The sequence below is a fragment of the Photobacterium sp. GSS17 genome (genome assembly GCF_028621875.1).
Classification (GTDB): domain Bacteria; phylum Pseudomonadota; class Gammaproteobacteria; order Enterobacterales; family Vibrionaceae; genus Photobacterium; species Photobacterium ganghwense.
The window spans coordinates 762,922-787,386 of sequence record NZ_CP117517.1; the positions used below are offsets into that span (position 1 = coordinate 762,922).

23 protein-coding genes are annotated in these 24,465 nt (G+C 52.1%); 21 read left to right on the forward strand and 2 right to left on the reverse strand.

What is annotated here, in order from left to right:
- The first annotated feature begins 113 nt into the window (after positions 1-113).
- From queA to secF, 5 genes are all read left to right on the forward strand, one after another.
- Positions 114-1,166, forward strand: a complete 1,053-nt coding sequence (gene queA, locus PGW97_RS03420) for a tRNA preQ1(34) S-adenosylmethionine ribosyltransferase-isomerase QueA (RefSeq protein ID WP_273858729.1) — start codon at positions 114-116, stop codon at positions 1,164-1,166.
- Positions 1,167-1,454: 288 nt separating this feature from the next.
- Entirely contained in the window at positions 1,455-2,585 is a 1,131-nt protein-coding gene (tgt, locus tag PGW97_RS03425; protein WP_047886631.1) for a tRNA guanosine(34) transglycosylase Tgt, read from the forward strand.
- 16 nt (positions 2,586-2,601) lie between these two features.
- Positions 2,602-2,934 (forward strand): preprotein translocase subunit YajC, encoded by a 333-nt coding sequence (gene yajC, locus PGW97_RS03430; protein ID WP_047886588.1) that lies wholly within the window; start codon positions 2,602-2,604, stop codon positions 2,932-2,934.
- Positions 2,935-2,958: 24 nt separating this feature from the next.
- The gene (gene secD / locus PGW97_RS03435) at positions 2,959-4,812 is read left to right on the forward strand and encodes a protein translocase subunit SecD (RefSeq protein ID WP_084712653.1); all 1,854 of its coding nucleotides are present in this window, start codon (positions 2,959-2,961) and stop codon (positions 4,810-4,812) included.
- Between the two features lie 12 nt (positions 4,813-4,824).
- Positions 4,825-5,772 carry a protein translocase subunit SecF gene (gene secF / locus PGW97_RS03440; protein WP_047886590.1) on the forward strand — a complete coding sequence of 316 codons (948 nt, stop codon included), beginning with the start codon at positions 4,825-4,827 and terminating at the stop codon, positions 5,770-5,772.
- 178 nt (positions 5,773-5,950) lie between these two features.
- Here the strand turns inward: secF and PGW97_RS03445 are convergent, their stop codons facing one another.
- Positions 5,951-8,566, reverse strand: a complete 2,616-nt coding sequence (locus PGW97_RS03445) for a DUF3772 domain-containing protein (RefSeq protein ID WP_273858731.1) — start codon at positions 8,564-8,566, stop codon at positions 5,951-5,953.
- A gap of 326 nt (positions 8,567-8,892) precedes the next feature.
- Positions 8,893-9,693: an inositol-1-monophosphatase gene (gene suhB / locus PGW97_RS03450; protein ID WP_047886591.1), complete on the reverse strand. Its 801-nt coding sequence runs from the start codon at positions 9,691-9,693 to the stop codon at positions 8,893-8,895.
- 242 nt (positions 9,694-9,935) lie between these two features.
- Here suhB and trmJ point away from each other — a divergent pair, with 242 nt between their 5' ends.
- The 16 genes from trmJ to ispG all read left to right on the forward strand — a co-directional run bounded on the left by trmJ (position 9,936) and on the right by ispG (position 24,383).
- Positions 9,936-10,658, forward strand: coding sequence for a tRNA (cytosine(32)/uridine(32)-2'-O)-methyltransferase TrmJ (gene trmJ, locus PGW97_RS03455; RefSeq protein ID WP_217393344.1), 723 nt, complete (start codon positions 9,936-9,938; stop codon positions 10,656-10,658).
- 121 nt (positions 10,659-10,779) lie between these two features.
- On the forward strand, positions 10,780-11,286 hold the full coding sequence (iscR, locus tag PGW97_RS03460; protein ID WP_047886593.1) for a Fe-S cluster assembly transcriptional regulator IscR: 507 nt from the start codon (positions 10,780-10,782) through the stop codon (positions 11,284-11,286).
- Between the two features lie 32 nt (positions 11,287-11,318).
- Positions 11,319-12,533 carry an IscS subfamily cysteine desulfurase gene (locus PGW97_RS03465; protein ID WP_047886594.1) on the forward strand — a complete coding sequence of 405 codons (1,215 nt, stop codon included), beginning with the start codon at positions 11,319-11,321 and terminating at the stop codon, positions 12,531-12,533.
- Positions 12,534-12,566: 33 nt separating this feature from the next.
- A complete protein-coding gene (iscU, locus tag PGW97_RS03470) occupies positions 12,567-12,950 on the forward strand; it encodes a Fe-S cluster assembly scaffold IscU (RefSeq protein ID WP_217393343.1) in 384 nt (127 codons plus the stop codon).
- A 21-nt stretch (positions 12,951-12,971) separates the two neighbouring features.
- Positions 12,972-13,295 carry an iron-sulfur cluster assembly protein IscA gene (gene iscA, locus PGW97_RS03475; RefSeq protein WP_273858735.1) on the forward strand — a complete coding sequence of 108 codons (324 nt, stop codon included), beginning with the start codon at positions 12,972-12,974 and terminating at the stop codon, positions 13,293-13,295.
- An 88-nt stretch (positions 13,296-13,383) separates the two neighbouring features.
- Positions 13,384-13,899 carry a co-chaperone HscB gene (gene hscB / locus PGW97_RS03480; RefSeq protein ID WP_273858737.1) on the forward strand — a complete coding sequence of 172 codons (516 nt, stop codon included), beginning with the start codon at positions 13,384-13,386 and terminating at the stop codon, positions 13,897-13,899.
- Between the two features lie 38 nt (positions 13,900-13,937).
- Positions 13,938-15,791 (forward strand): Fe-S protein assembly chaperone HscA, encoded by a 1,854-nt coding sequence (hscA, locus tag PGW97_RS03485; protein ID WP_047886598.1) that lies wholly within the window; start codon positions 13,938-13,940, stop codon positions 15,789-15,791.
- 2 nt (positions 15,792-15,793) lie between these two features.
- The gene (gene fdx, locus PGW97_RS03490) at positions 15,794-16,132 is read left to right on the forward strand and encodes an ISC system 2Fe-2S type ferredoxin (RefSeq protein ID WP_047886599.1); all 339 of its coding nucleotides are present in this window, start codon (positions 15,794-15,796) and stop codon (positions 16,130-16,132) included.
- A 122-nt stretch (positions 16,133-16,254) separates the two neighbouring features.
- Positions 16,255-16,455 carry a Fe-S cluster assembly protein IscX gene (iscX, locus tag PGW97_RS03495; protein WP_047886600.1) on the forward strand — a complete coding sequence of 67 codons (201 nt, stop codon included), beginning with the start codon at positions 16,255-16,257 and terminating at the stop codon, positions 16,453-16,455.
- A gap of 402 nt (positions 16,456-16,857) precedes the next feature.
- Entirely contained in the window at positions 16,858-18,147 is a 1,290-nt protein-coding gene (pepB, locus tag PGW97_RS03500; RefSeq protein ID WP_273858741.1) for an aminopeptidase PepB, read from the forward strand.
- Positions 18,148-18,209: 62 nt separating this feature from the next.
- Entirely contained in the window at positions 18,210-19,490 is a 1,281-nt protein-coding gene (pepB, locus tag PGW97_RS03505) for an aminopeptidase PepB (protein WP_273858742.1), read from the forward strand.
- 99 nt (positions 19,491-19,589) lie between these two features.
- Positions 19,590-20,015, forward strand: coding sequence for a nucleoside-diphosphate kinase (ndk, locus tag PGW97_RS03510; protein ID WP_047886603.1), 426 nt, complete (start codon positions 19,590-19,592; stop codon positions 20,013-20,015).
- Between the two features lie 317 nt (positions 20,016-20,332).
- A complete protein-coding gene (locus tag PGW97_RS03515; RefSeq protein ID WP_047886604.1) occupies positions 20,333-21,454 on the forward strand; it encodes a bifunctional tRNA (adenosine(37)-C2)-methyltransferase TrmG/ribosomal RNA large subunit methyltransferase RlmN in 1,122 nt (373 codons plus the stop codon).
- A gap of 67 nt (positions 21,455-21,521) precedes the next feature.
- Positions 21,522-22,280, forward strand: coding sequence for a type IV pilus biogenesis/stability protein PilW (pilW, locus tag PGW97_RS03520; RefSeq protein WP_047886605.1), 759 nt, complete (start codon positions 21,522-21,524; stop codon positions 22,278-22,280).
- Positions 22,270-23,253, forward strand: a complete 984-nt coding sequence (rodZ, locus tag PGW97_RS03525; protein WP_273858743.1) for a cytoskeleton protein RodZ — start codon at positions 22,270-22,272, stop codon at positions 23,251-23,253. The genes pilW and rodZ overlap by 11 nt, the downstream gene beginning before the upstream one ends.
- A gap of 14 nt (positions 23,254-23,267) precedes the next feature.
- Complete coding sequence (ispG, locus tag PGW97_RS03530; RefSeq protein WP_047886607.1) at positions 23,268-24,383, forward strand: flavodoxin-dependent (E)-4-hydroxy-3-methylbut-2-enyl-diphosphate synthase; 1,116 nt, start codon at positions 23,268-23,270, stop codon at positions 24,381-24,383.
- Positions 24,384-24,465 lie beyond the last annotated feature (82 nt).

The following is a 24,465-nucleotide window of genomic DNA, read 5'->3' on the forward strand; positions in this document are numbered from 1 at the left end:
AATCCGGTGTGCATAAAGAGAGGAAAAACTTGCAGCGCGTGAGAGTGATCTCTGCTTGATCTTGCAGTGTGGCAGCCTATACTAGCTGCCTGCTGTAATTTAGGGCCCTAACGATGCAAGTTTCAGATTTTCACTTTGACCTTCCTGACGAGCTGATTGCTCGCTATCCGCAACCTGAACGCACAGCCAGCCGCCTGCTGCAACTGACCGGTAATAACGGTGAGCTTGCCCATAAAGGCTTTAAAGACGTGCTGGATCTGGTGCAGCCGGGCGATCTGCTGGTATTTAACAATACCCGAGTTATCCCTGCCCGTCTGTTCGGTCGCAAAGCGTCCGGCGGTAAGCTGGAAGTGCTGGTTGAGCGCATGCTGGACGATAAAAGCATTCTGGCCCACGTTCGCGCGTCAAAGCCGCCAAAGCCGGGTAACGAGCTGTTGTTGGGTGAAAACGACGAGTATCAGGCAGAAATGGTTGCCCGCCATGATGCGCTGTTTGAAATCCGTTTTAACAGCGACAAAACCGTATTGGAAATCCTGGAAGATGTCGGCCACATGCCGTTGCCGCCATACATCGACCGCCCGGATGAAGAGGCTGATAAAGAGCGTTACCAAACGGTTTACAACGCCAAGCCGGGTGCGGTAGCAGCACCGACAGCAGGCCTGCACTTTGATGAAACGCTGCTGTCAGCGATTAAAGAAAAAGGCGTGAATCTGGCGTTTGTCACCCTGCACGTGGGTGCCGGTACGTTCCAGCCGGTGCGTGTGGACAGCATCCATGATCACCATATGCATGCCGAGTATGTCGAAGTACCGCAAGAGGTGGTAACGGCGATTGCGGAAACCAAGGCCAACGGCGGACGTGTGATTGCCGTCGGCACGACGTCGGTACGTTCGCTGGAAAGCGCGGCGCAGGACGCGGTGAAAAACGGCACCGAGCTGAAGCCATTCTTCGGTGATACTGATATCTTTATCTTCCCTGGCTATGAATTCCAGCTGGTGGATGTGCTGATCACCAACTTCCACTTGCCGGAATCGACGCTGATCATGCTGGTCAGTGCCTTTGCCGGTTACGAGCACACCATGAATGCTTATAAAGAAGCGGTAGAAAATCGTTACCGTTTCTTCAGTTACGGTGATTCGATGTTCATCACCCGTAAGACCGCTTGATGGCCAGTTAATGGTCTAAGTCAGTGTTACTTAAGGCTGCATTTGCTAGAATGCGGCCTTTGTTGTCTTTGAATATCAAGACGATATTCATTCCTGAAGAGGGGCTGGGCGCTTAGTCCGACCAATCTCAGTTTCTTCCACTAGGCTTAAATGCGTAGTGGCTTGCCAGCGGGGAAGCCCCCTGGCAGACAGGCGCTGCAGCTTCGCCGTTGCGGCGTCAGGGTATTCCTGGCCATAACCGGCCGGGAAATGAAATGTCAGATTGTTTCTCTGGCTGTTGGAGGCTTTGTGAAATTTGAATTAGATAAAACTCAGGGACGTGCCCGTCGTGGTCGCCTGAAGTTTGAACGCGGTACGGTGGAAACACCGGCATTTATGCCTGTAGGTACTTACGGCACCGTAAAAGGGATGACGCCGGAAGAAGTAAAAGACACCGGCGCGCAAATCCTGCTGGGTAACACTTTCCACCTGTGGCTGCGTCCGGGTCAGGAAGTAATGAAACTGCACGGTGATCTGCACGACTTCATGCAGTGGCAGGGCCCGATTCTGACTGACTCCGGCGGTTTCCAGGTCTTCAGCCTGGGCGATATCCGTAAGATCACGGAAGAAGGTGTGCATTTCCGTAATCCGGTAAACGGTGACAAGATTTTCATGGACGCTGAAAAGTCGATGGAAATCCAGAATGACCTGGGTTCTGACATCGTTATGATCTTCGATGAGTGTACACCATACCCGGCCACACACGACGAAGCGAAGAAGTCGATGGAGATGTCACTGCGTTGGGCACAGCGCAGCCGTAACCACCATGACAAACTTGGTAACAAAAATGCACTGTTTGGTATCGTCCAAGGTAGTGTATATGAAGACCTGCGCGATGTTTCCGTGGAAGGGCTGACCAACATCGGCTTTGACGGTTATGCCGTCGGTGGTCTGGCGGTCGGTGAGCCAAAAGAAGACATGCACCGTGTTCTTGAGCATACCTGTCCGCAGCTGCCGGAAGACAAGCCTCGTTACCTGATGGGCGTAGGCAAGCCAGAAGATCTGGTGGAAGGTGTTCGCCGTGGTATCGATATGTTCGACTGCGTAATGCCGACCCGAAATGCCCGAAATGGTCACCTGTTTGTGACTGGCGGTGTGATCAAGATCCGTAATGCGAAACATAAAACGGATACAAGTCCTCTCGATCCGCATTGTGACTGTTACACTTGTCGCAACTACTCGAAGGCGTATCTGTATCACCTGGATAAATGTAATGAAATCCTAGGTGCGCGTCTGAATACAATCCACAACTTACGTTACTACCAGCGTCTGATGGCCAGTATCCGTAAGGCGATTGAAGAAGATCGTTTCGACGCTTTTGTAGAAGAGTTCTACGCGCGTCGTAACCGTGAAGTTCCACCATTAAACGAAAACAACTAAACGAGGACGTTAGTAAATGAGTCTGATTTCTCAAGCACACGCGGCAGCGGAAGGGGCACCTCAGGGTGGCAGCATGCAGCTTTTCATCATGCTTGGTCTGTTTGCGGTAATTTTCTATTTCATGATTTACCGTCCGCAGGCGAAACGTGTGAAAGAGCACAAAAATCTGATGTCTTCTATGGGCAAAGGTGACGAAGTGCTGACAAACGGTGGTCTGGTTGGTCGTATCACGAAAGTTTCAGCAGAAAACGACTACATCGTTATCGCTCTGAACGACACGACTGAAGTTACCATCAAGAAAGACTTTGTTTCTGCCGTTCTGCCAAAAGGCACAATGAAGTCTCTGTAAAACTTGCTTTGAAGGATCACAGCAGTGCTAAACCGTTATCCCTTGTGGAAGAACCTGATGGTGGTGTTTACACTGATCATCGGTCTGCTTTATGCGCTTCCCAATGTGTTCGGTGAAGATCCAGCAATTCAAATCTCCGGGGCGCGTGGCGCCTCGGTAGATATGTCCGCGCTGGATACCGTTACCGAAGATCTCAAAAAAAACCAAATCTCTTATAAATCCGTCGCATTCGAAAACGGCACTGTCCTGGTCCGCTTTAACGACACTGATACACAGATCAGTGCTCGCGATATTCTGAATGAACAGCTGGGCGATAACTATGTTGTTGCGTTGAACCTGGCTGCATCGACTCCTGACTGGCTGGAAGCTATCGGCGCTAACCCAATGAAATTGGGCCTTGACCTCCGTGGCGGGGTGCACTTCCTGATGGAAGTGGATATGGACGCCGCGATGGAAAAACTGCTGGGTCAGCAGGAAGAAACGTTCCGTACCGAGCTGCGTGAAGCCAAGATTCGTTACCGTGCGATCGCCAAAACCACTGACACGGTAGAAGTGCGTCTGCGTGACAACGCGCAACTGGCTGAAGCCAAATCCGCGCTGGCTAAGTTGCACCCGGATATGCTGTTCACTGATTCCGGCAGCAACGGTCGCTTTGTTCTGACGGCGCGTTTCACTGAAGAGCGTCTGAAAGAAATCCGCAACTACGCCGTCGATCAGAACATTACCATTCTTCGTAACCGTGTGAATGAGCTGGGTGTTGCTGAGCCGCTGGTACAGCGCCAGGGTGCAAACCGCATCGTGGTAGAACTGCCAGGGGTACAGGATACTGCCCGTGCGAAAGAAATCCTGGGGGCAACCGCTACTCTGGAATTCCGTGAAGTCGACAGCGCGGCTGATCTGGCGGCAGCGGCTTCCGGTCGTGTGCCACCAGGCAGCGAAGTGAAATTCACCCGTGATCAGCGCCCTGTTGTTCTGAAAAAACGAGTGATCCTGTCGGGTTCTCACATCACGGATGCAAGCTCAAGTGCTGATGAATATGGCCGTCCGCAGGTAAACATCTCGCTCGACAGCGAAGGCGGCAGCAAAATGACAGCCTTCTCACGTAACAACGTGGGTAAGCTGATGGCGACCATCTTTACCGAATACAAAGACAGCGGTAAACGTGACGCCAGCGGTAAAGTTATCCTGGAAAAACACGAAGAAGTGATTAACCAGGCGACTATCCAGACCGCGCTGGGCCGTAACTTCCGTATCACAGGTATCGATTCTCAGGCTGAAGCGCATAACCTGGCGCTGCTGCTGCGTGCCGGTGCACTGATTGCGCCAATCTCTATCGTTGAAGAACGCACCATTGGCCCGTCTATGGGTCAGCAGAACATCGATATGGGGATCCAGGCGTGTATCTGGGGCATGATCGCGGTTATGTTATTCACCCTGCTGTACTACCGTCGATTCGGCCTGTTCGCCAACATGGCGCTGGCGATGAACCTGGTACTGATTATTGGTGTGATGTCGATGATTCCGGGGGCGACCATGACCCTGCCAGGTATCGCCGGTATCGTACTGACCGTCGGTATGGCGGTGGATGCCAACGTGCTGATTTTTGAACGTATTCGTGAGGAGCTTCGCGACGGACGCAGTCCGCAGCAGGCGATTCAGCAAGGTTACGCCAATGCCTTCAGTACTATTGCCGATGCGAACATCACCACACTGATCACGGCAATCATTCTGTTTGCTGTGGGAACCGGTGCCATTAAAGGCTTCGCGGTTACCCTGTCGATCGGTATTCTGACCTCTATGTTCACGGCGATCATTGGTACCCGTGCTCTGGTTAACCTGGTTTACGGCGGCAAGCGCGTCGATAAGCTGTCGATCTAAGGAGACGCTGACATGTTTCAGATTATGAAAGCGAATAAGGTGATCGACTTTATGCGCTGGTCGAAGGGAGCCTTCTTCCTGTCGGCCCTAATGATTATTGCGGCGATTGCGACCGTGACGACCCAAAAGCTGAACTGGGGCCTGGATTTCACCGGCGGTACGCTGATTGAAGTCGGCTTTGAAAAGCCGGCGGATCTGGGCAAAATCCGTGACTCGCTGGAAGTGGCTGGTTTTGGTGATGCGATTGTGCAGAACTTCGGTACGGCACGTGATGTCATGGTACGTCTGCAGCCGCGTGAAGATGCACAGGGCGAGAAGCTGGGTAACCAGATTATTGATGCCCTGCGTACTGGCACCGGGCAGAACGTAGAAATGCGTCGGATTGAGTTCGTGGGTCCGAACGTGGGTGACGAGCTGGCTGAAGCGGGTGGTCTGGCGATCCTGGTTTCCCTGATCTGTATCTTGCTTTACGTATCCATGCGTTTCGAATGGCGTCTGGCAGCCGGTGCGGTACTGGCACTGGCGCACGACGTGATCATCACCATTGGTATTTTCTCGTTCACACAGATTGAGATTGACCTGACTATCGTTGCAGCTCTGCTGACCGTGGTCGGTTACTCCCTGAACGATACCATTGTTGTCTTCGACCGTATTCGTGAAAACTTCCGTAAGATGCGTAAAGGCGATGCGGCGGAAATCATGAACAGCTCGATCACTCAGACCCTGAGCCGTACGCTGATCACCTCAGCGACGACGCTGTTTGTGGTGATTGCCCTGTTCGTGAAAGGCGGCAGCATGATCCACGGCTTTGCGGCAGCCCTGCTGATTGGTATCACGGTTGGTACATATTCTTCTATCTATGTGGCTTCTGCACTGGCGCTGAAACTGGGGATCACCCGTGAGCACCTGATGCCGCCGCAGGTAGAAAAAGAAGGCGAAGAGTTTGATGCCATGCCTTAAGGCACGGCAGCGAAAACACACGTTGTTCTGAATAGAAAATCCGGGCCTGGCCCGGATTTTTTTATCTCTGTTGGAGACGATTGATTGCTTTCGCTTTTTAGTGCGTTTTATTTGTTGAGGATCACGCTAAGGCAGCAGTGATAGGGAGGTCAGGTCGCACACTAATTAGCCATTACCGTCAGGGCGCATCGCTTTCGTTATCGCTGGCGGCATTGCCTGTCGCATGGCCCGCGTCGGTATCCTGCGGATTGGCGTTATCCGCTTTGCGCTCAGGTTTGGTGGCCGCAGTTTTTATCGGGTCAGTTTTATTATTGCCAGTCTTCTCGCCGTCTGTCTTTTTACCGCTTGTATTTTCACCGTCTTCTACATCACCTGTTTTCTCATTGTCTTTGTGCTCACGGCTGGTTTGAGGTGGCACCAAGTCGGACAGATTCTTAATATGGATATCCCGCTGCGGGAAAGGAATGGACACGCCGTGATCGGTGAGCTGTTGGTAGATCTCAAACAGCAGATCCGATTTGACCACAAAGACCTGGCGGATGTCTCGGATAAAGCAGCGCAATTCAAACAGCAATGCGCTGTCGCCCATTTCAGTGAATATCACCACTGGGGCGGCGGGGTAACTCAGCACCATGTCGTGTTGTTTGGCGGCATCAATCAGCACCGATTTCACCACCTTCAAATCACTGCCATAGGCAACACCAATTTTAACCACTAGCCGGCCATGACTGCTGCGCAGCGTCATGTTCTTCACAATGCCGGCGATCAGATCTGAATTGGGAATCACCACATCATGCAGGTCAAACGTTTCTATCCGGGTGGAGCGTACCGCGATTTTTTTCACAAAGCCGGAGTAACCGGACACTTCAATCCAGTCGCCTTCTTTTATCGGGCGCTCAATCAGCAGAATGATCCCGGATACAAAATTGGAGACGACCGTTTGCAGGCCGAAACCTATCCCGACTGACAGCGCACCGGCAACTACTGCCAGGCTCGACAAGTTAAGCCCGGCGGCTGAAACCGCGATCAGTGCCGACAGAGTGTAGCCGACATAGCCGACGCCGGTGATCAGCGCGGTACGGGCACCTGCATCGGTTTTGGTTTTGGGCAGCACCGAATGACGCAGTACATACTGCAGCCAGCGGGTGGCAACAACACCGACAAACAGCACGGTAAACAGGGTCAGGATAACATTGAGAGAGATTCGGGCATCGCCCAGCTCAATACCTTCTGAGAGCAGGCGCCATATTTCAGCAATATCTGTCAGCCTTGCGCCCCAGGTCATCGCCAGTAGCGGCGCCACAATCAGGGTGATGAGCGCAATCAGAAAGAAGGGGATCAGGCCATGCTGGCTGCCGCTCGGCACATCACTCTGATCATCATCCTGATCGCCAAAGCGTGCCATCAGGCCCAGTATCCCGTAGTAAACCACCATAGCAAACGCGATGAGACCAATCGACACCACCATCGGAATAATGGCCTGTCTGGCTAAGTTATCGTAACCAATTGAAACGAAAAGCACACTCAGAATACTGGAGGCTTTCATCAACACAATAAGGGCTTTCAGGACGCCGCTGCTGACCGTATCGGTATGTTCACCTTCGGTCGACTGGTCCTGTTCAACGGCTTTGCTGAGGATCAGAGCCAGTCGCCACATCAGCAAGCTTCCGAATACGATAACCGGGAGGGTAAAGACGGCGGTTGAGGCCGGGCTGAAGGTATAGTCGAGCTGTAACGCATCTATCAGAGAAATCAGACAGATGAACAGCCCGAGCAGTACACAGGTACGTAAGCCGCGGCGGGCCACGGAATCTGTGATGCTGATGATGCGCTGATCTGGTGTTCGCGGCCGGAATATCAGGAATCCCAGCCAGTAACTGATCACCAGAAACAGCGCCATGAAAGGCATCGCCGCAATAACTGTGTTCACCGATGTCAGCCGCAGACCTGAGACCAGAAAGGCGGTGTAAATGGCGAGGAAACTCAGAATTGGAAACAGTAAATGCAGACATGCAGCCATTAGGCTGACCAGAAAGGCGAGGCTCTTTTTCCTGATTTTACGGATCGCGATCTCTGACTTTTCAATTATCCGCGGCTGGATGATCGCAATCAGTAAAACAGCCAGTACGATTAGGGCAATAGATAAGGGTAGCGCCGCCAGCAGCTTGTGCTTTCGTTCTTCGTCACTTAGGTAAACCTGAAATTCCTGGCTGACTTTATCCGTAAAGGTATGCCATTCCGTGACCGCCGTTTTCCAGTGGGACGGCACTAAAGGTGACGGGCTTTTATTGAGCCATTCCTGAGTGGTGTTTTTCCGGATCCTGGAGTCAATTTCGCTGATCAGCAAATTGGCCCGCTCGTAAGCCCCTTCGGAATAAAAGCTGGGGCCGCTGGCGATGGCCAGCGATTGTTCGAGGTTTGCACGCCGCTTGGCGGTCACTTCAGCCTCGCTTTCTCCCTCGGCCGGAGGCGGCCCCAAAGCATCAAGCTGGGCTTCTAATGTCCGGACTTCAACATCTTTATAGTTCGCAATTTTATAGGCTTGATCTCGTTGCTCCGCCAGCTGTTGTCGGATAGCTTCGAACTGACCATTGGTGGTGTTTTTATCGAACAACAATTGCTCGGCTTTTTTCGCGGTTTTCTCCCAGGAGATATATGGCTCCTGCTGACTGAAGTCTGCGCCATACGTGAGCACTGACCCAAGCAGCAACAGTAGCCATAAGAAATGAGTGAGTACCGCAAGCCCCCCTGAGCCTCGAAGGAACGAGAGCCATCCAGTCTGGTCAGTGCGCATGCGTGACTCCTTCTCGTTCCGGCTGTCAGGTAGGCCGGGTGGAAATGACGGATATTTTAGAATAAGTCAAAAATAGGCAGGCCGCCTGAGCAGGAGTGCGAACGATGAGTATGGAGGGGGAAATCAGGGCCAATCAAGAAGAGGCATCGGACGGCGGAAGAAAGTGGCAATAGAAGAAGTAATAAAAGAAGAGAAATAGGATCAGGCACGAGAGCCATGAGGGCTCTGAAGCACGGCAAGACGAACCGTGGTTAAGCAAAAAAAAACGCCCCGGCATTTGCTGGGGCGTTTCGAAACAGGCACTCAGTCAATGAGCGACTCTGGCATTATTTTTTCAGCGCGTCGCTGCCGTGTTCACGGATTTTGCTCAGCAGAGGCTTAACAACACGTGCGTTACCAGCAACCAGGTTGCCAGTGCTCATGTAGTTAGTGTTACCAGTAAAGTCTGCACAGATAGCACCAGACTCACGAGCAATCAGTTCACCGGCTGCGATTTCCCAAGGTTTCTGACCCAGCTTGAAGACACCGTCAACGCGGCCAGCTGCCAGGTAACACAGGTCTAGTGCAGTAGAACCGCTCTGACGCATGTCATCACACTCAACAAACAGAGCGCTCTGGATTTTCATGTAGCTTTCAGCATGTTGTTTTGCTGCGTAAGGCAGGCCAGTTGCCAGTGTCGTACCAGTCAGGTCACGTGGTTGAGAAGCACGGATACGCTGGCTGTTCAGCTGAGCACCAGAACCACGGGTTGCTGTGAACAGTTCGTTGCGAGATGGGTCGTAAACGGCGGCAACTTCTGTACGGCCACGCATACGCAGGGCTACAGAGATAGCGAAGTGCGGGTAACCGCGAACGAAGTTTTTGGTGCCATCCACTGGGTCAATGATCCACTGACATTCTTTGTCTTTACCGTCATAATTGCCAGTTTCAGCACCTACGATGCAGTGATCAGGATAAGACTTACGAATAGTGTCGATAATGATAGCTTCTGCTTCATGATCGATATTGGTAACAACATCAGTACCTTTATTTGCGACTTCAATAGTCTGCGGTTTTTCTAGTGATTTAATGACATGGTCACCAGCCTTTCGCACAGCGCGAATGGCGATGTTTAGCATCGGATGCATAGGATCTTCCCAACGGATGTTAAAGAACTAAAAAGCGGCGGCGAGTATATCAGAGCTTGAGCAAAAGGGAAGTGGTTATTTTTTGCACGCTAACGGTTGCGTCAGGAAAAGTGATGCGTTTTTATTCGTTTAATTCACGCAACCGCAGAATGCAACCTTGTTTTTACAGGTTTTCACCTATTTTAAAAACTCTGTGTTAGAATCTGTCGGTTCACTATAAGCGAGTCGGAAGTTACACCCCCATGTTAGAAAAAGTCAGTGTGGTTCTTGTTGGTACATCACATCCGGGCAATATTGGTTCGGCTGCCCGAGCAATGAAAGTGATGGGACTGACCAATCTGGTGCTGGTCGACCCAGCCTGTGAGATTGACGAAACTACGTACGCATTGGCAGCCGGGGCGTCTGATATCGTTGAGAATGTCCGGATTGTGGCAACCCTGGATGAAGCCATTGCCGACTGCGGTCTGGTAGTCGGTTCCAGTGCCCGTTCGCGCACCTTGGAGTGGCCTCAGCTGGATCCGCGTCAGTGCGGTATCCGCACCGTTAAAGAAGCCGCCAACCATTCGGTGGCGATTTTGTTTGGTCGAGAGCGTACGGGCCTGACCAACGAAGAGCTGCAACGCTGCCACTTCCATGTCTACATTCCTGCCAATCCGGAATACAGTTCCCTGAACCTGGCGATGGCGGTTCAGACCATCAGCTATGAAATCCGGATGGCACATCTCGACAGCCAGCAATATGCCGGTCAGCCAGAGGATGATGATTATCCTCGCATGAAAGAACTCGAACAGTTCTACCAGCATCTGGAGCAAGTCGCGACGCGAACCGCGTTTATCGATCCGGATAAACCAAGCATGGTCATGACCAAAATGCGCCGATTGTTTTCCCGTGCGAGGCCTGAAGCGCAGGAGCTGAATATCCTGCGTGGAATTCTGTCTTCCATAGAAAAATCTCTTTTTAAGTAATGCTAGTAGGCATACAAACTGAATGGTTAAATGTCTGAGTAAATTGCTCAGGTATATACTTGACCATTTTACTCGGGTATGCGACACTCCTCCCATGAACAAACGTGGGTAGCGGTGTGTTATGAGATTGACATCAAAAGGAAGATACGCAGTCACAGCCATGCTGGATGTGGCTCTGCATTCTCAGGATGGTCCTGTTCCACTGGCGGATATTTCTGAACGTCAGGGGATTTCACTATCCTATCTGGAACAACTGTTTTCACGCCTGCGCAAGGCTGGTCTGGTTGCCAGCGTGCGTGGTCCGGGTGGTGGTTACCGCCTAGGCGAAGATGCCAATAATATTGCTGTTGGTATGGTGATTGCCGCAGTCGATGAATCAGTCGACGCGACGAAATGCCAGGGTAAGGGTGATTGTCAGGGCGGAGTACGCTGCCTGACCCATACGCTGTGGCATGATTTAAGCGCCCGTATCAGCGGCTTTTTGAACAACATCACTCTTGGTGAGTTGATGCAAGATAATGACGTACAGGAGATCTCTGATCGACAGGATCAAATCCTGAAGAAATCGTCATTTGGACACAAAAATACACACGACAGCACCGCTATCGGTGTCGATGTTCGCTCCTAGAGAACTAGACGTCCGTGTTTTCGGAGATGAAGATGAAACTGCCAATATATTTTGACTATTCCGCTACTTGCCCGGTCGACCCTCGCGTTGCAGAGAAGATGATGCAATGCCTGACGATGGATGGAAACTTCGGTAACCCGGCTTCTCGTTCTCACCGCTTTGGTTGGCAGGCTGAAGAAGCGGTTGATACTGCTCGTGAGCAAGTTGCTGATCTGCTGAATGCAGACCCGCGCGAAATCGTATTTACATCAGGTGCGACTGAGTCAGACAACCTGGCCATTAAAGGTGCTGCCCACTTCTATGACAAGAAAGGCAAGCACGTTATCACCTGTAAAACAGAACACAAAGCGGTTCTTGACCCATGCCGTCAGTTGGAGCGTGAAGGCTTCGAAGTGACGTACCTAGAGCCTGAGTCTAACGGTCTGATTGACCTGGCTAAACTGCGTGACGCTATCCGTGAAGACACGGTGCTGGTTTCTATCATGCACGTGAACAACGAAATCGGTGTTATTCAGGACATCGCTGCTATTGGCGAAATCTGCCGTGAGCAAAAAGTGGTTTTCCATGTGGATGCTGCTCAGTCTGCGGGTAAGCTGCCTATCGATGTTCAGGAAATGAAAGTTGACCTGATCTCGTTGTCTGCGCACAAAATTTACGGTCCGAAAGGTATTGGCGCACTGTACGTTCGCCGTAAGCCTCGTATCCGTCTGGAAGCGCAAATGCACGGTGGCGGCCACGAGCGTGGTTTCCGTTCCGGTACGCTGGCGACTCACCAGATTGTCGGTATGGGTGAAGCATTCCGAATTGCTAAAGAAGAGATGGAGCAAGATTACCAGCACGCTCTGGTTCTGCGTAACCGTCTGCTGGCAGGTCTGGAAGGTATGGAAGCGATGACCATCAATGGTGATCTGGAACAACGCCTGCCAAACAACCTGAACATCAGCTTCGCGTACGTTGAGGGTGAATCTCTGCTGATGGCGCTGAAAGATCTGGCTGTTTCTTCTGGTTCTGCCTGTACATCGGCAAGTCTTGAGCCTTCTTACGTACTGCGTGCGCTGGGCCTGGACGATGAACTGGCACACAGCTCAATTCGCTTCTCTTTCGGTCGCTTCACGACTGAAGAAGAAGTAGACTACGCAGTTTCGCAAATCCGCGGCGCGGTAGAGAAACTACGTGAAATGTCTCCGCTGTGGGATATGTACAAAGAAGGTATTGACCTGAACACGGTTGAGTGGGCACACCACTGATATAGCGGTCATCACGTATTTGAGGAAACTGTCATGGCATATAGTGAAAAAGTAATTGATCATTACGAGAACCCGCGTAACGTTGGCTCATTTGACAAAAATGACAAAAACGTTGGTAGCGGCATGGTGGGTGCACCAGCCTGTGGCGACGTAATGAAACTTCAGATCAAAGTATCTGAAGACGGCATCATCCAAGATGCGAAATTTAAAACCTACGGCTGTGGTTCAGCTATCGCGTCAAGCTCACTGATCACTGAATGGGTGAAAGGTAAGACTCTGGACGAAGCTGCTGCAATCAAAAACTCTGCGATTGCGGAAGAGCTGGAACTGCCACCGGTTAAAGTTCACTGCTCGATCCTGGCGGAAGATGCAATCAAAGCCGCAGTTAGCGACTACAAGAAAAAGCACGAACAATAATAACGTTTTAAGGGTTGTTGTATGGCCATTACAATTACTGAAGCGGCAGCAAGTCGCGTCGCTAGCTTCCTAGAAAACCGAGGAAAAGGCATCGGCCTGCGACTGGGTGTACGCACTTCAGGCTGTTCAGGAATGGCCTACGTCCTTGAGTTTGTCGACCAGCTGGACGAAGGCGATCTCGTCTTCGAAGAAAAAGGTGTCAAAATTATCGTTGATGCCAAAAGCTTGGTTTACCTCGAAGGGACAGAGCTGGATTTTGCCAAAGAAGGATTAAATGAAGGCTTTAAGTTTAACAACCCTAACGTTTCCAGCGAATGCGGTTGTGGTGAAAGCTTCAACGTTTAATCGCTGAGTCAACGGAGCCTGATTGCTGCCCTCCGGCGGTTATCAGGTTCTGTTTTTCTGGATTCAGCTTTACAGTTACTGACGTGATATGAATCATTTTGAACTCTTCGGGCTACCTTTTCAGTTTGATCTGGACGGTAGCCTTCTTGCAAATCAGTTCCGGGAATTACAGCGCCGTTTTCACCCTGACAATTTCGCAACGGCTTCAGAGCGTGATCGTCTGATGGCTGTGCAGAAAGCCGCTCAGATTAACGATGCATTCCAGACGCTGAAGAATCCGATCTCCCGCGCTGAGTATATGCTGGCAGAGCGAGGGGTGGAGATCCGGGGCGAGCAGAAGACCCTCCAGGATCCTGTCTTCCTGATGCAGCAAATGGAACTGCGTGAAACTCTGGAAGATATCCCGCAAGCCAGTGATCCCGAAGCGGCACTGTTTGATTTCGAGCAAGAGGTCACCGCGCTGTACAAAGCGAACATGGCTGATCTTGAGCAACGACTACTAGATGAAAACTGGGAAACCGCAGCCGACGTCGTGCGCAAGCTGAAGTTTATTGTTAAGCTGCGTGATGAAGTTGAGCGTTTGGAAGACAGCCTGCTTGACTGATCTTTTCCAAACCCGGTACTAACTCCACAGGAACAAACATGGCACTGTTACAGATTGCTGAACCCGGCCAAAGCGCTGCCCCGCACCAACATAAGCTGGCGGTGGGCATTGATCTGGGTACCACCAATTCACTTGTAGCTGCGGTTCGCAGCGGCACCACCGAAACCCTGAAAGATGAGCTGGGGCGATCGACTTTGCCTTCGGCCGTGCATTATAGCGAAGCGGGCATTGTTGTCGGCCATCAGGCGCGTGACATTGCTCAGCAGGACCCTGCCAATAGCATCATTTCAGTGAAACGTATGATGGGTCGTTCGCTGGCGGATATCCAGCAGCGTTATCCGCAGTTGCCATACCAGTTTAAAGCGACCGACAATGGCCTGCCGCAACTGGTGACCCGTGCGGGCGAGGTTAACCCGGTACAGGTTTCTGCCGAAATTCTGAAAAATCTGAACGAGCGTGCTCAGGCTGCTCTGGGTGGTGAGCTGACCGGTGTGGTTATCACTGTGCCGGCTTATTTCGATGATGCGCAGCGTGCCGGTACCAAAGATGCGGCTAAACTGGCGAACCTAAATGTACTGCGTCTGCTGAACGAGCCAACGGCGGCTGCGATTGCCTATGGCCTGGACTCTGGTCAGGAAGGCGTGATTGCAGTTTATGACCTGGGTGGTGGTACGTTCGATATCTCAATTCTGCGCCTGTCCAAAGGGGTGTTTGAAGTGCTGGCAACCGGTGGCGACTCGGCACTGGGCGGCGATGACTTCGACCATCTGCTAGCGGACTGGATCGCCGAGCAGGCGGGCGTGACCGCCGCGCTGTCTGCGCAGCAGCAGCGCCTACTGCAAGATGTCGCTCAACAGACGAAAGAAGCTCTGACTGACAGCGACAGCGTGGCAGTGGATGTGCTGGGCTGGCAGGGTAAGGTAACCCGCGCACAGTTTGAGACACTGATTCAGCCGCTGGTGAAGAAAACCCTGATGTCCTGCCGTCGTGCGCTGAAAGATGCGGATGTAACGACTGATGAAGTGATCGAAACCGTCATGGTTGGCGGCTCAACCCGCGTACCACTGGTGCGTGAGATGGTTGGTGGTTTCTTCGGTAAGACACCACTGACGTCAATCAACCCGGATGAGGTGGTGGCGATCGGTGCTGCGATTCAGGCTGATATCCTGGTGGGTAACAAGCCTGACTCTGAGATGCTGCTGCTGGATGTGATCCCTCTGTCACTGGGTATCGAAACCATGGGCGGCATGATTGAAAAAATTATTCCGCGTAACACCACAATTCCTGTGGCTCGTGCCCAGGAGTTCACCACCTTTAAAGATGGTCAGACAGCGATGTCCGTACATGTGGTGCAGGGTGAGCGCGAAATGGTGGATGACTGCCGTTCACTGGCCCGCTTTACACTGCGTGGCATTCCGGCCATGGCGGCCGGGGCTGCTCATATCCGCGTGACCTATCAGGTTGATGCAGACGGCCTACTGTCTGTGACCGCGATGGAGAAAAGCAGTGGCGTACAGTCGTCTATCCAGGTTAAGCCGTCTTACGGCCTGACCGACGATGAAATTGCGACCATGATTCGCGATTCTATGGCTCACGCACAGGAAGACAAAGACGCCCGTGCACTTGCCGAGCAGCAAGTTGAGGCAGATCGCGTACTGGAAGGTCTGATTGCCGCGCTGGCTCAGGACGGGGATACCCTGCTGAGCAAAGAAGAGCGCGAAGAGCTGGAAGCTGTCATGATGGAACTGGTTCAGCTGCGTCAGGGTACAGACCCGCGTGCAATTGAAGCCGGTATTAAGAAAACAGATAAAGCAAGCCAGGAATTTGCGTCTCGTCGGATGGATCAGTCTATTCGTCGCGCACTGGCTGGTCATTCGATTGATGAGGTTTAGGCATGCCTAAGATTGTTGTATTACCCCATGATGAACTGTGTCCGGAAGGTGCGGTGCTGGAAGCCAATACCGGTGAAACAGTCCTGGATGTGGCGTTGAAAAATGGGATTGCTATTGAGCATGCCTGTGAGAAATCGTGCGCATGTACAACTTGCCACGTGATCATCCGTGAAGGCTTTGACTCGCTGGAAGAAAGTGACGAGCTGGAAGACGACATGCTGGATAAAGCATGGGGTCTGGAGCCGGAATCACGTCTGGGCTGTCAGGCTCGCGTGGCGGATGAAGACCTGGTGGTTGAAATCCCGAAATACACGATCAATCTGGCGTCTGAAGGCCACTGATTGTGACTCTCTGCCGGCGCCCTGTCGCCGGCAGATCCGCTACACTAAAACAATTCCAACCTTGGCGTGTGCCGCTGTCCGGCAACGGTGTACCCTCTGAGCAAACGAGTAAGGAGTATCGTATGGGCTTGAAATGGATTGATTCTCGCGAACTGGCGATTGAGCTTTCTGAGCTGCACCCTGATGTTGACCCGACCACAATCCGTTTTACCGATCTACGGGAATGGATTCTGGAACTGGAAGACTTCGACGACGATCCGAAACACTGCAGTGAACGCGTGCTGGAAGCCGTGCAAATGTACTGGATCGAAGAAGCAGAATAATCTGCGGCTGCCCCTCTCTTTTTCTACGCTAAACGCTTCTCTTCCTCAGCCGAGGATCTGATCTTGCTCTTAGTCTCGTTGTAAACAACTTGTTTATTTATCGGGAGCAAGGCAGAGTATTCAATATTCTGAAAATAGAGTTAAAGACAAAATATTTAACTCTATTGTTCCGGTTATTTACGGTTAAATTGCCCGAAATCGAATGAAACCGACGGTGACCCCCTTGGTAAAGTCAGTGAGCGCCCCCATACAGGCTGTTATATCCGATAACAGTGTTGTCATGCCTTTGTTACCTCACGGCGTTACAGCGAGGATTACCGGAAACAGACGTCAGGACGTTTAACCGACTTTGTGTCTTTCCTCATCACATACAGGGAAGGCGACCAACCCAAGGAGTAATTCATGTCTGCCAAAATGATTGTTCAACTGTCCAGGGAAGCTGCTGATGAGAAGTGGGGCAGCAATGCTCTGGTGACGTTCGTCGGAGAAGGGGCTCTGGTTCACCTGAACGATGACAACCTGTTGGATACCATTCAGCGTGCCGGCCGTAAGCTGGACGGTATGGGCATCAAGCAGGTACAACTGACTGGCGAAGGCTGGGATCTGGAAGCGATCTGGTCATTTATTCAGGGCCACCGCACGACCAAACCGGGTAACGAAGTGAGCTGGGAAGGTCTGTCAGAGGCAGACGAAGCGGAACTACAGGCGCGCCTGATGGCAACTAACTGGGTTCGTGAAATCATTAACCAGCCGGCAGAAATCATTCGCCCGTCACAACTGGCTACCCGTGCCGGTGAATTCATCAAGTCTCTGGCTCCGGAGCACGTCAACTACAAAATCATCAAAGGTAATGACCTGCTGGATGAAGGCTGGGTGGGCATTCACACTGTCGGCCGTGGCTCTATTCATTCTCCGGCAATGCTGCGTCTGGATTACAACCCGACCGGCAACCCGGATGCACCGGTTCACACCTGCCTGGTTGGTAAAGGCATTACTTTCGATTCAGGCGGTTACAGCATTAAACCGTCGGGCAGCATGTCAGCGATGAAAGCGGACATGGGCGGCTCGGCATTGGCGACGGGTGCGCTGGCACTGGCCATTGCACGTGGCACTAACAAACGTATCAAGCTTGTCCTGTGCTGTGCGGAAAACATGGTTTCCGGCAATGCTTTCAAACTGGGTGATGTGATCACTTACAAGAACGGCAAAACCGTTGAAGTGCTGAACACTGACGCAGAAGGACGTCTTGTTCTGGCTGACGGCCTGATTTATGCCAGCTCGCAGAATCCTGAACTGATCATCGACTGCGCGACCCTGACCGGCGCGGCGAAAAATGCGCTGGGTAACGATTACCACGCGCTGTTCAGCTTTGACCATGCTCTGGCACAAAAAGCCCTGATGGCAGCCAGCGAAGAGCATGAAGGTCTGTGGCCGCTGCCGTTGGCTGAGCAGCACCGCAGCATGATGCCATCCAGCTTTGCCGATCTGGCGAACATCTCACAAGGTGAGTTCATGCCGGGAGCAAGCACCGCTGCGGCCTTCCTGTCTTACTTCGTGGAAGACTACAAAAACGGCTGGATGCACATCGATGCCAGCGGTACCTACCGCAAGTCGGCCAGCGATAAGTGGGGCACTGGCGCAACCGGTATGGGCGTGCGCACCCTGGCTAACATCCTGTGTGATGAAGAGTAATTACTCATTAACCAAGTTAACGGTGGCTGCCTGAGCGTGCGGCCGCAAAAGGAAGAAAAGATATGTTAAGGATTTCACTCTCTGCAGACACTTACTCGGGTATCTGGGGTGATAACGCACTGGTGTCTTATGAAGCGGAAGGGGCGGTAATTCACTTTTTCGGTGATTTCCCGCTGCGTCGTATTCAGCAGGCGGCACGTCAGTTGCAGAGCCAGGGGATTAACAGCGCCAGCCTAGAAGGTACTGGCTGGAGCTATGAGCGCCAGTGGGCGTTTTACTGCGGCTTTGCCAATACGAAAACCCAGGTTGAACTGCGCTGGGCATCCATTGATGAAGATGAGCTGGAACTGCTGAATGCCCGTCGCCGCAGTGCAGACTGGGTACGTCAGGTGGTGAACGCAACGCCAGAAGCAATGTATCCGGAGAAGCTCGCGGAAGAAGCGATTGCGTTTCTAGGCGGTATTGCCGGTGATGCGATCAGCCACGAACTGATTGTGGGAGATGCACTGGTTGAGCACGGCTGGATTGGTATCCACAGCGTGGGTCGTGCCAGCAGCCGTCCGCCAGTCATGTTGACGCTCGACTTCAACCCGACCGGTAACGCTGACGCGCCGGTAGCGGCGTGCCTGGTCGGTAAAGGGATCACGTTTGACTCTGGTGGTTACAGCATCAAGTCGAGCGAAGGCATGGTCACCATGAAGTGCGATATGGGCGGAGCCGCGACCGTGACCGCGGCACTTGGCTACGCCATTGAGCAAGGTTTGCGTCAACGTGTGAAGTTGATCCTGTGTTGTGCGGAAAACATGATTGCCGGTAACGCCTATAAGCTTGGGGATGTGTTAACGTACAAGAACGGCCTGAGCGTTGAAATCGTGAATACCGATGCCGAAGGACGTCTGGTTCTGGCCGATGGCCTGATTGCTGCTACCGAAACTAAAGCGCCGCTTGTGATTGACGCCGCGACGTTGACCGGTGCAGCTATGATGGCCGTAGGTAGTGATTACAACGCTTTGTTTGGACTGGACAAAGAACTGGTGTTTAAGGCGCAGCAACTGTCTGAACTGGTGAATGAGCCAGCTTGGCCGCTGCCGCTGGAAAAATGGCATCAGGGTCACTGTCCGTCATTCTACGCAGATACGGCTAACAGCCGGGCGCAGAAAGGTGGGGGTATGGGCGGGGCATCGAATGCCGCCGCGTTCTTGTCCCGCTTTGTAGATACAGACAACAGCAGCTGGGTACACTTTGACCTGGCTTCCTGCTTCCGTGACAGCGGAGACAGCCGTTGGGCAGCAGGGGCGACAGGTTTAGGCGTCGCGAACATTGCAGCACTGTTGCTGCAGTAAACGCGACACGCGTTGTTTCCTCGATGGGAAGCCATAAAGGCGCTATGTCAGGACTGGCTGGTCGGCTTCCCTCTGAACGATTCAAAAGGAACAATAATAATGACAATTGAAAGAACATTTTCCATCGTAAAACCGGACGCTGTAGAACGTAACCTGATTGGTGCTATCTATCAGCGTATCGAAAGTGCTGGGCTGAAAATTATTGCCGCGAAAATGGTGCACCTGTCTGAAGACAAAGCGAAAGGCTTTTATGCTGAGCACGAAGGCAAACCGTTTTATGATGACTTGGTTGCCTTCATGACATCAGGCCCTGTAATGGTGCAGGTGCTGGAAGGCGAAAATGCGATTGCCCGCTACCGCGAGCTGATGGGTAAAACCAATCCGGAAGAAGCGGCATGCGGCACGCTGCGTGCAGATTACGCGCAAAGCATGCGCCTTAACTCGGTACACGGCTCTGACAGCCCGGTTTCAGCAGCGCGCGAAATCGCTTACTTCTTTGCCGAAGACGAAATCTGCCCTCGCTAATGAAGCTGCCCTTGTAAATTATTGGCACAAATGGCGGCGTTGATGCTGCTATCAGAATCTGACGGGAAGCCTGGCTTCCCGTTTTTTATGCCTGCTCGCCAGTCACGAGACGCAGTGTTTTTCTCCAGACGCTGCCAATGTGTTAACAAGTGGAAACTCGCAGGCAAAGCCTGTACAATTTCGCGCCTTAAATCCAAACTGAAATTCAAGCCGATGACGGCGGGGTTTCAGTCCCTAAAAGGTCCTGTCGTAAGCCATAATATGCAGCTTACCCAAGGTACAGATAACGTCACGCATGAGTAAAGAGGCAACAACCGATGACAACTGTTAAAACTAATCTGCTGGATTTTGATCGCCAAGGGCTGCGTCAGTATTTCGCCGATGAACTGGGCGAAAAAGCCTTCCGTGCCGATCAGGTTATGAAGTGGATTTACCATTTCGGTTGTGATGACTTCGACCAAATGACCAACATCAACAAGAAGTTGCGTGAAAAGCTGAAGTTGGTGGCGGAAATCCGTGCCCCGGAAGTATCAGAAGCGCAGTATTCGAGCGATGGTACTATCAAGTGGGCGATGCGTGTGGGTTCGCAGGACGTTGAAACGGTATACATTCCGGAAGACGATCGCGCCACGCTGTGTGTGTCTTCTCAGGTTGGGTGTGCGCTGGACTGTAAATTCTGTTCAACGGCACAGCAGGGTTTTAACCGTAACCTGAAAGTCTCTGAAATCATCGGCCAGGTCTGGCGTGCAGCCAAAGAAGTCGGTGTGGAAAAAGAAACCGGCCGTCGCCCAATCACCAACGTGGTGATGATGGGAATGGGTGAGCCGTTGCTGAACATGAAAAACCTGATCCCGGCACTGGAAATTATGCTGGATGATCTGGGCTTTGGTTTGTCAAAGCGTCGCGTAACGGTATCAACCTCTGGCGTGGTATCTGGTCTGGATCAGATGACAGGCAAAATCGACGTGGCACTGGCGATTTCACTGCATGCGCCAACGGATGAGTTGCGTTCTGAAATCATGCCGATTAACGATCGCTGGAACATCGAAGATTTTCTGGCTTCGGTACGTCGCTACATTGCGTCGTCCAATGCTAACCGTGGCCGTGTGACCGTTGAGTACATCCTGCTGGATCACGTCAACGATGATATGGATCACGCGCGCCAGCTGGCTCATACCCTGCGCGATACACCGGCGAAAATTAACCTGATCCCGTTTAACCCGTACCCGGGCTCACCGTACAAGAAGCCAAGTAACTCCCGTATTGACCGTTTTATGAAAACGCTGATGGAATACGATTTCACCGTCACCGTTCGTAAAACCCGTGGTGATGACATTGATGCCGCATGCGGACAATTGGTTGGCGATGTGATTGACCGCACGAAACGCACCCAAGCTAAGCTTCAAAACGGTGAACAAATCCCGGTAAAATCAGTCTAATAGACGATCATTCAGCCAAACCATCAGGTTTGGCTGAAATTTACTGAGGACAAAGGAGCGGCTGGCCATGGTACGGTGGACGATGTACCTATTATTGTGTAGTTTAACGGTCGGATGTGTTACGGTCGATCAAGCTGGCACAACGAAACAGGAAGTTGATGAGGTAGAGGCGGCCGAAGCCCGAATCACCTTAGGTCTGGGATATCTGGACAATGGCCAGTGGCAGCGAGCCCGAGATAATCTGGAACGTGCGCTGGAATATGCACCGAAATACTATCGTGCCCAGAATGCCATGGCCTACTATTATCAGAAGGTTGATGAACCTGATGCCGCAGAAGCCATGTATCAGCAGGCGCTGCGGGATTCGCCAAAAAATGGCGACGTAAGGAATAATTATGGCGTATTCTTGTGTGGACAGGGACGCTATGAGGAAGCGATTGATGCTTTCGAAAAAGCCATCAAGCAACCGTACTACTATCTGACTTCGGCCAGTTACGAAAATGCCGCGTTATGCAGCCTGAAAAAGGGCAGCGATTCTGAGGCAAGGGATTACTTTTCCAAAGCCCTGTCGTATGATCCATATCGGCCTAAATCCATGCTGCAGCTTTCTAAGATGGACATTGAAGCGGACAACCTGAACGAAGCCCGAGTACGGCTGTTTAAATTTAATAACAGGTACGGGTACAACCCTGACAGTTTGTGGTTGTTGATCCAACTGGAGCAAGAGGCCGGTCGAGAAACATTGGTTGACAAGTATGCTGGCCTTCTGAAAGAGAAGTACCCGGACTCCAAGCAATATCAAAATTATCTAGCCAATGAATACTGAACAGAACGAAGAACGCTCAACAGAAGAGGCCATTCTTCCCGGCGATATGCTGCGTCAGGCTCGTGAGAAATTAGGCTATTCGCAGAAGGATGTTGCCAGCCGATTGAGGCTCCGCCTCTCGGTGGTGAACGATATTGAACAAAATAATTTTGAGCAGGCGCAACTGGCCACGTTTACACGTGGCTATGTGCGTTCATATGCCAAGTTTGTCGGGCTTAACGATGCGGAAGTGATCGCGCGGCTTGACCAGCTGGGTCATGCTCCGCCTCAGGAGCAGGAGATGCAGAGCTTCTCCCGCCGTACCAAGCGTGAAGCGCACGATAACCGTATCATGCGCTTGACTTGGGTATTGGCGATCCTGTTTATCGGTTTGACCGGCATGTGGTGGTGGCAAAGCCTGCAGATGGCACCGGAGACCGATGTCTCCGCTTCGCTGGAGCAGTCGGCCCAGCCGCTGGATGAATCACTGGCCGTTGGTGTAACCCGTCAGCCGTCGGCAACCACGCTTTCTCCGGATGCTAACCCGTCAGAAGAAGCCAGTGTGGTAACAACGTTTGGCAATGAGCCGGTCAATCCGGTAGACAGCCTGACGGCCAACGAGCCGAAAGCCGAATTTGCTGACAGCTTTACCGCGCCGGAGCCTGCGACAGAGACGGCACCGGTCGACAGTGCTGACAGCCTGGCTGCTGAAATGAATAATGAAGTCACGGATGAGCAGGAAATCGCTGCCGCCGCATCGGACCTTGAACTGAGTTTCACCGGCGACTGCTGGATTGAAATTCGTGATGCCAACGGCAAACGCCTTGACAGTGGTATCAAGAAGTCCGGTGATGTATTGAAACTGGATGGGGACGCGCCGTTCCGAGTGGTGCTGGGTGCGCCGGGTGTGGTAACCATGAGTTTCAAAGGCGAGCCTGTCGATTTGAGCAGGTACCCTGCTGGAAAAGTGGCGCGATTGAAACTGCCGCAGTAAACAGAGTGAATGTAATGCATAACGAGTCTCCAATTAAACGCCGTCCATCAACCCGTATTTATGTCGGTAATGTCCCTATTGGCGACGGAGCACCTATCGCGGTGCAATCGATGACGAACACCCGCACGACCGATGTTGACGCAACCGTTGCCCAGATCAAGTCGCTGGAAAACGTAGGTGCAGACATTGTGCGTGTCTCTGTTCCGACCATGGAAGCTGCGGAAGCTTTCAAACTGATTAAACAGCAAGTGAATGTGCCGCTGGTGGCAGATATTCACTTCGATTACCGTATTGCCCTGAAAGTGGCGGAATACGGCGTGGACTGTCTGCGTATCAACCCGGGTAACATTGGTCGCGAAGACCGTATCCGTGCGGTGGTAGACTGCGCCCGTGACAAAAATATCCCGATCCGTATCGGGGTCAACGGCGGTTCGCTGGAAAAAGACCTGCAGCTGAAATACGGTGAGCCAACACCGGAAGCGCTGGTGGAATCAGCGATGCGCCATGTCGACATTTTGGATCGCCTCAACTTTGACCAGTTCAAGGTCAGTGTGAAAGCTTCCGATGTGTTCCTGGCGGTTGAGTCTTACCGCATGCTGGCCAAACAAATCAACCAGCCGCTGCACCTGGGTATTACTGAAGCCGGTGGTGCCCGTGCCGGATCGGTGAAATCGGCGGTAGGTCTTGGTATGCTGCTGGCAGAAGGAATCGGTGATACCCTGCGTATTTCTCTGGCGGCTGATCCGGTTGAAGAGGTGAAAGTCGGTTATGACATCCTCAAGTCACTGCGTATCCGCTCTCGCGGCATCAACTTTATCGCGTGCCCGACTTGTTCACGTCAGGAATTTGATGTGATTGGCACTGTGAACGAACTGGAACAGCGTCTGGAAGACATTACCATCCCTATGGATGTTTCCGTGATCGGTTGTGTGGTTAACGGTCCGGGTGAGGCGGAAGTGTCTCATCTCGGGGTTGCCGGTGGTAACCGCAAAAGTGCATTCTACGATGACGGTATCCGTCAGAAAGAGCGCTTTGATAACGACAACATGATTGATCAGCTGGAAGCCAAAATCCGCGCCAAAGCATCAATGCTGGATCTGAACAACCGGATTGATGTGACAGAAAAATAACGTTATTTGCTGTGAATCGCGCCGGTCTTGACCCGGAGCGGTTCACAGTTTGCGTTATAACCTATATATTCAACTCCAATCT

Coding starts and splice junctions, on each gene's coding strand:
- trmJ (WP_217393344.1), top strand. CDS start 9,936: ATGTTAGAAAAAGTCAGTGTGGTTCTTGTTGGTACATCACATCCGGGC.
- PGW97_RS03465 (WP_047886594.1), top strand. CDS start 11,319: ATGAAACTGCCAATATATTTTGACTATTCCGCTACTTGCCCGGTCGAC.
- yajC (WP_047886588.1), top strand. CDS start 2,602: ATGAGTCTGATTTCTCAAGCACACGCGGCAGCGGAAGGGGCACCTCAG.
- ndk (WP_047886603.1), top strand. CDS start 19,590: ATGACAATTGAAAGAACATTTTCCATCGTAAAACCGGACGCTGTAGAA.
- pepB (WP_273858742.1), top strand. CDS start 18,210: ATGTTAAGGATTTCACTCTCTGCAGACACTTACTCGGGTATCTGGGGT.
- hscA (WP_047886598.1), top strand. CDS start 13,938: ATGGCACTGTTACAGATTGCTGAACCCGGCCAAAGCGCTGCCCCGCAC.
- ispG (WP_047886607.1), top strand. CDS start 23,268: ATGCATAACGAGTCTCCAATTAAACGCCGTCCATCAACCCGTATTTAT.
- PGW97_RS03515 (WP_047886604.1), top strand. CDS start 20,333: ATGACAACTGTTAAAACTAATCTGCTGGATTTTGATCGCCAAGGGCTG.
- iscU (WP_217393343.1), top strand. CDS start 12,567: ATGGCATATAGTGAAAAAGTAATTGATCATTACGAGAACCCGCGTAAC.
- iscR (WP_047886593.1), top strand. CDS start 10,780: ATGAGATTGACATCAAAAGGAAGATACGCAGTCACAGCCATGCTGGAT.
- iscX (WP_047886600.1), top strand. CDS start 16,255: ATGGGCTTGAAATGGATTGATTCTCGCGAACTGGCGATTGAGCTTTCT.
- rodZ (WP_273858743.1), top strand. CDS start 22,270: ATGAATACTGAACAGAACGAAGAACGCTCAACAGAAGAGGCCATTCTT.
- hscB (WP_273858737.1), top strand. CDS start 13,384: ATGAATCATTTTGAACTCTTCGGGCTACCTTTTCAGTTTGATCTGGAC.
- iscA (WP_273858735.1), top strand. CDS start 12,972: ATGGCCATTACAATTACTGAAGCGGCAGCAAGTCGCGTCGCTAGCTTC.
- suhB (WP_047886591.1), bottom strand. CDS start 9,693: ATGCATCCGATGCTAAACATCGCCATTCGCGCTGTGCGAAAGGCTGGT.
- queA (WP_273858729.1), top strand. CDS start 114: ATGCAAGTTTCAGATTTTCACTTTGACCTTCCTGACGAGCTGATTGCT.
- PGW97_RS03445 (WP_273858731.1), bottom strand. CDS start 8,566: ATGCGCACTGACCAGACTGGATGGCTCTCGTTCCTTCGAGGCTCAGGG.
- pepB (WP_273858741.1), top strand. CDS start 16,858: ATGTCTGCCAAAATGATTGTTCAACTGTCCAGGGAAGCTGCTGATGAG.
- secF (WP_047886590.1), top strand. CDS start 4,825: ATGTTTCAGATTATGAAAGCGAATAAGGTGATCGACTTTATGCGCTGG.
- fdx (WP_047886599.1), top strand. CDS start 15,794: ATGCCTAAGATTGTTGTATTACCCCATGATGAACTGTGTCCGGAAGGT.
- pilW (WP_047886605.1), top strand. CDS start 21,522: ATGGTACGGTGGACGATGTACCTATTATTGTGTAGTTTAACGGTCGGA.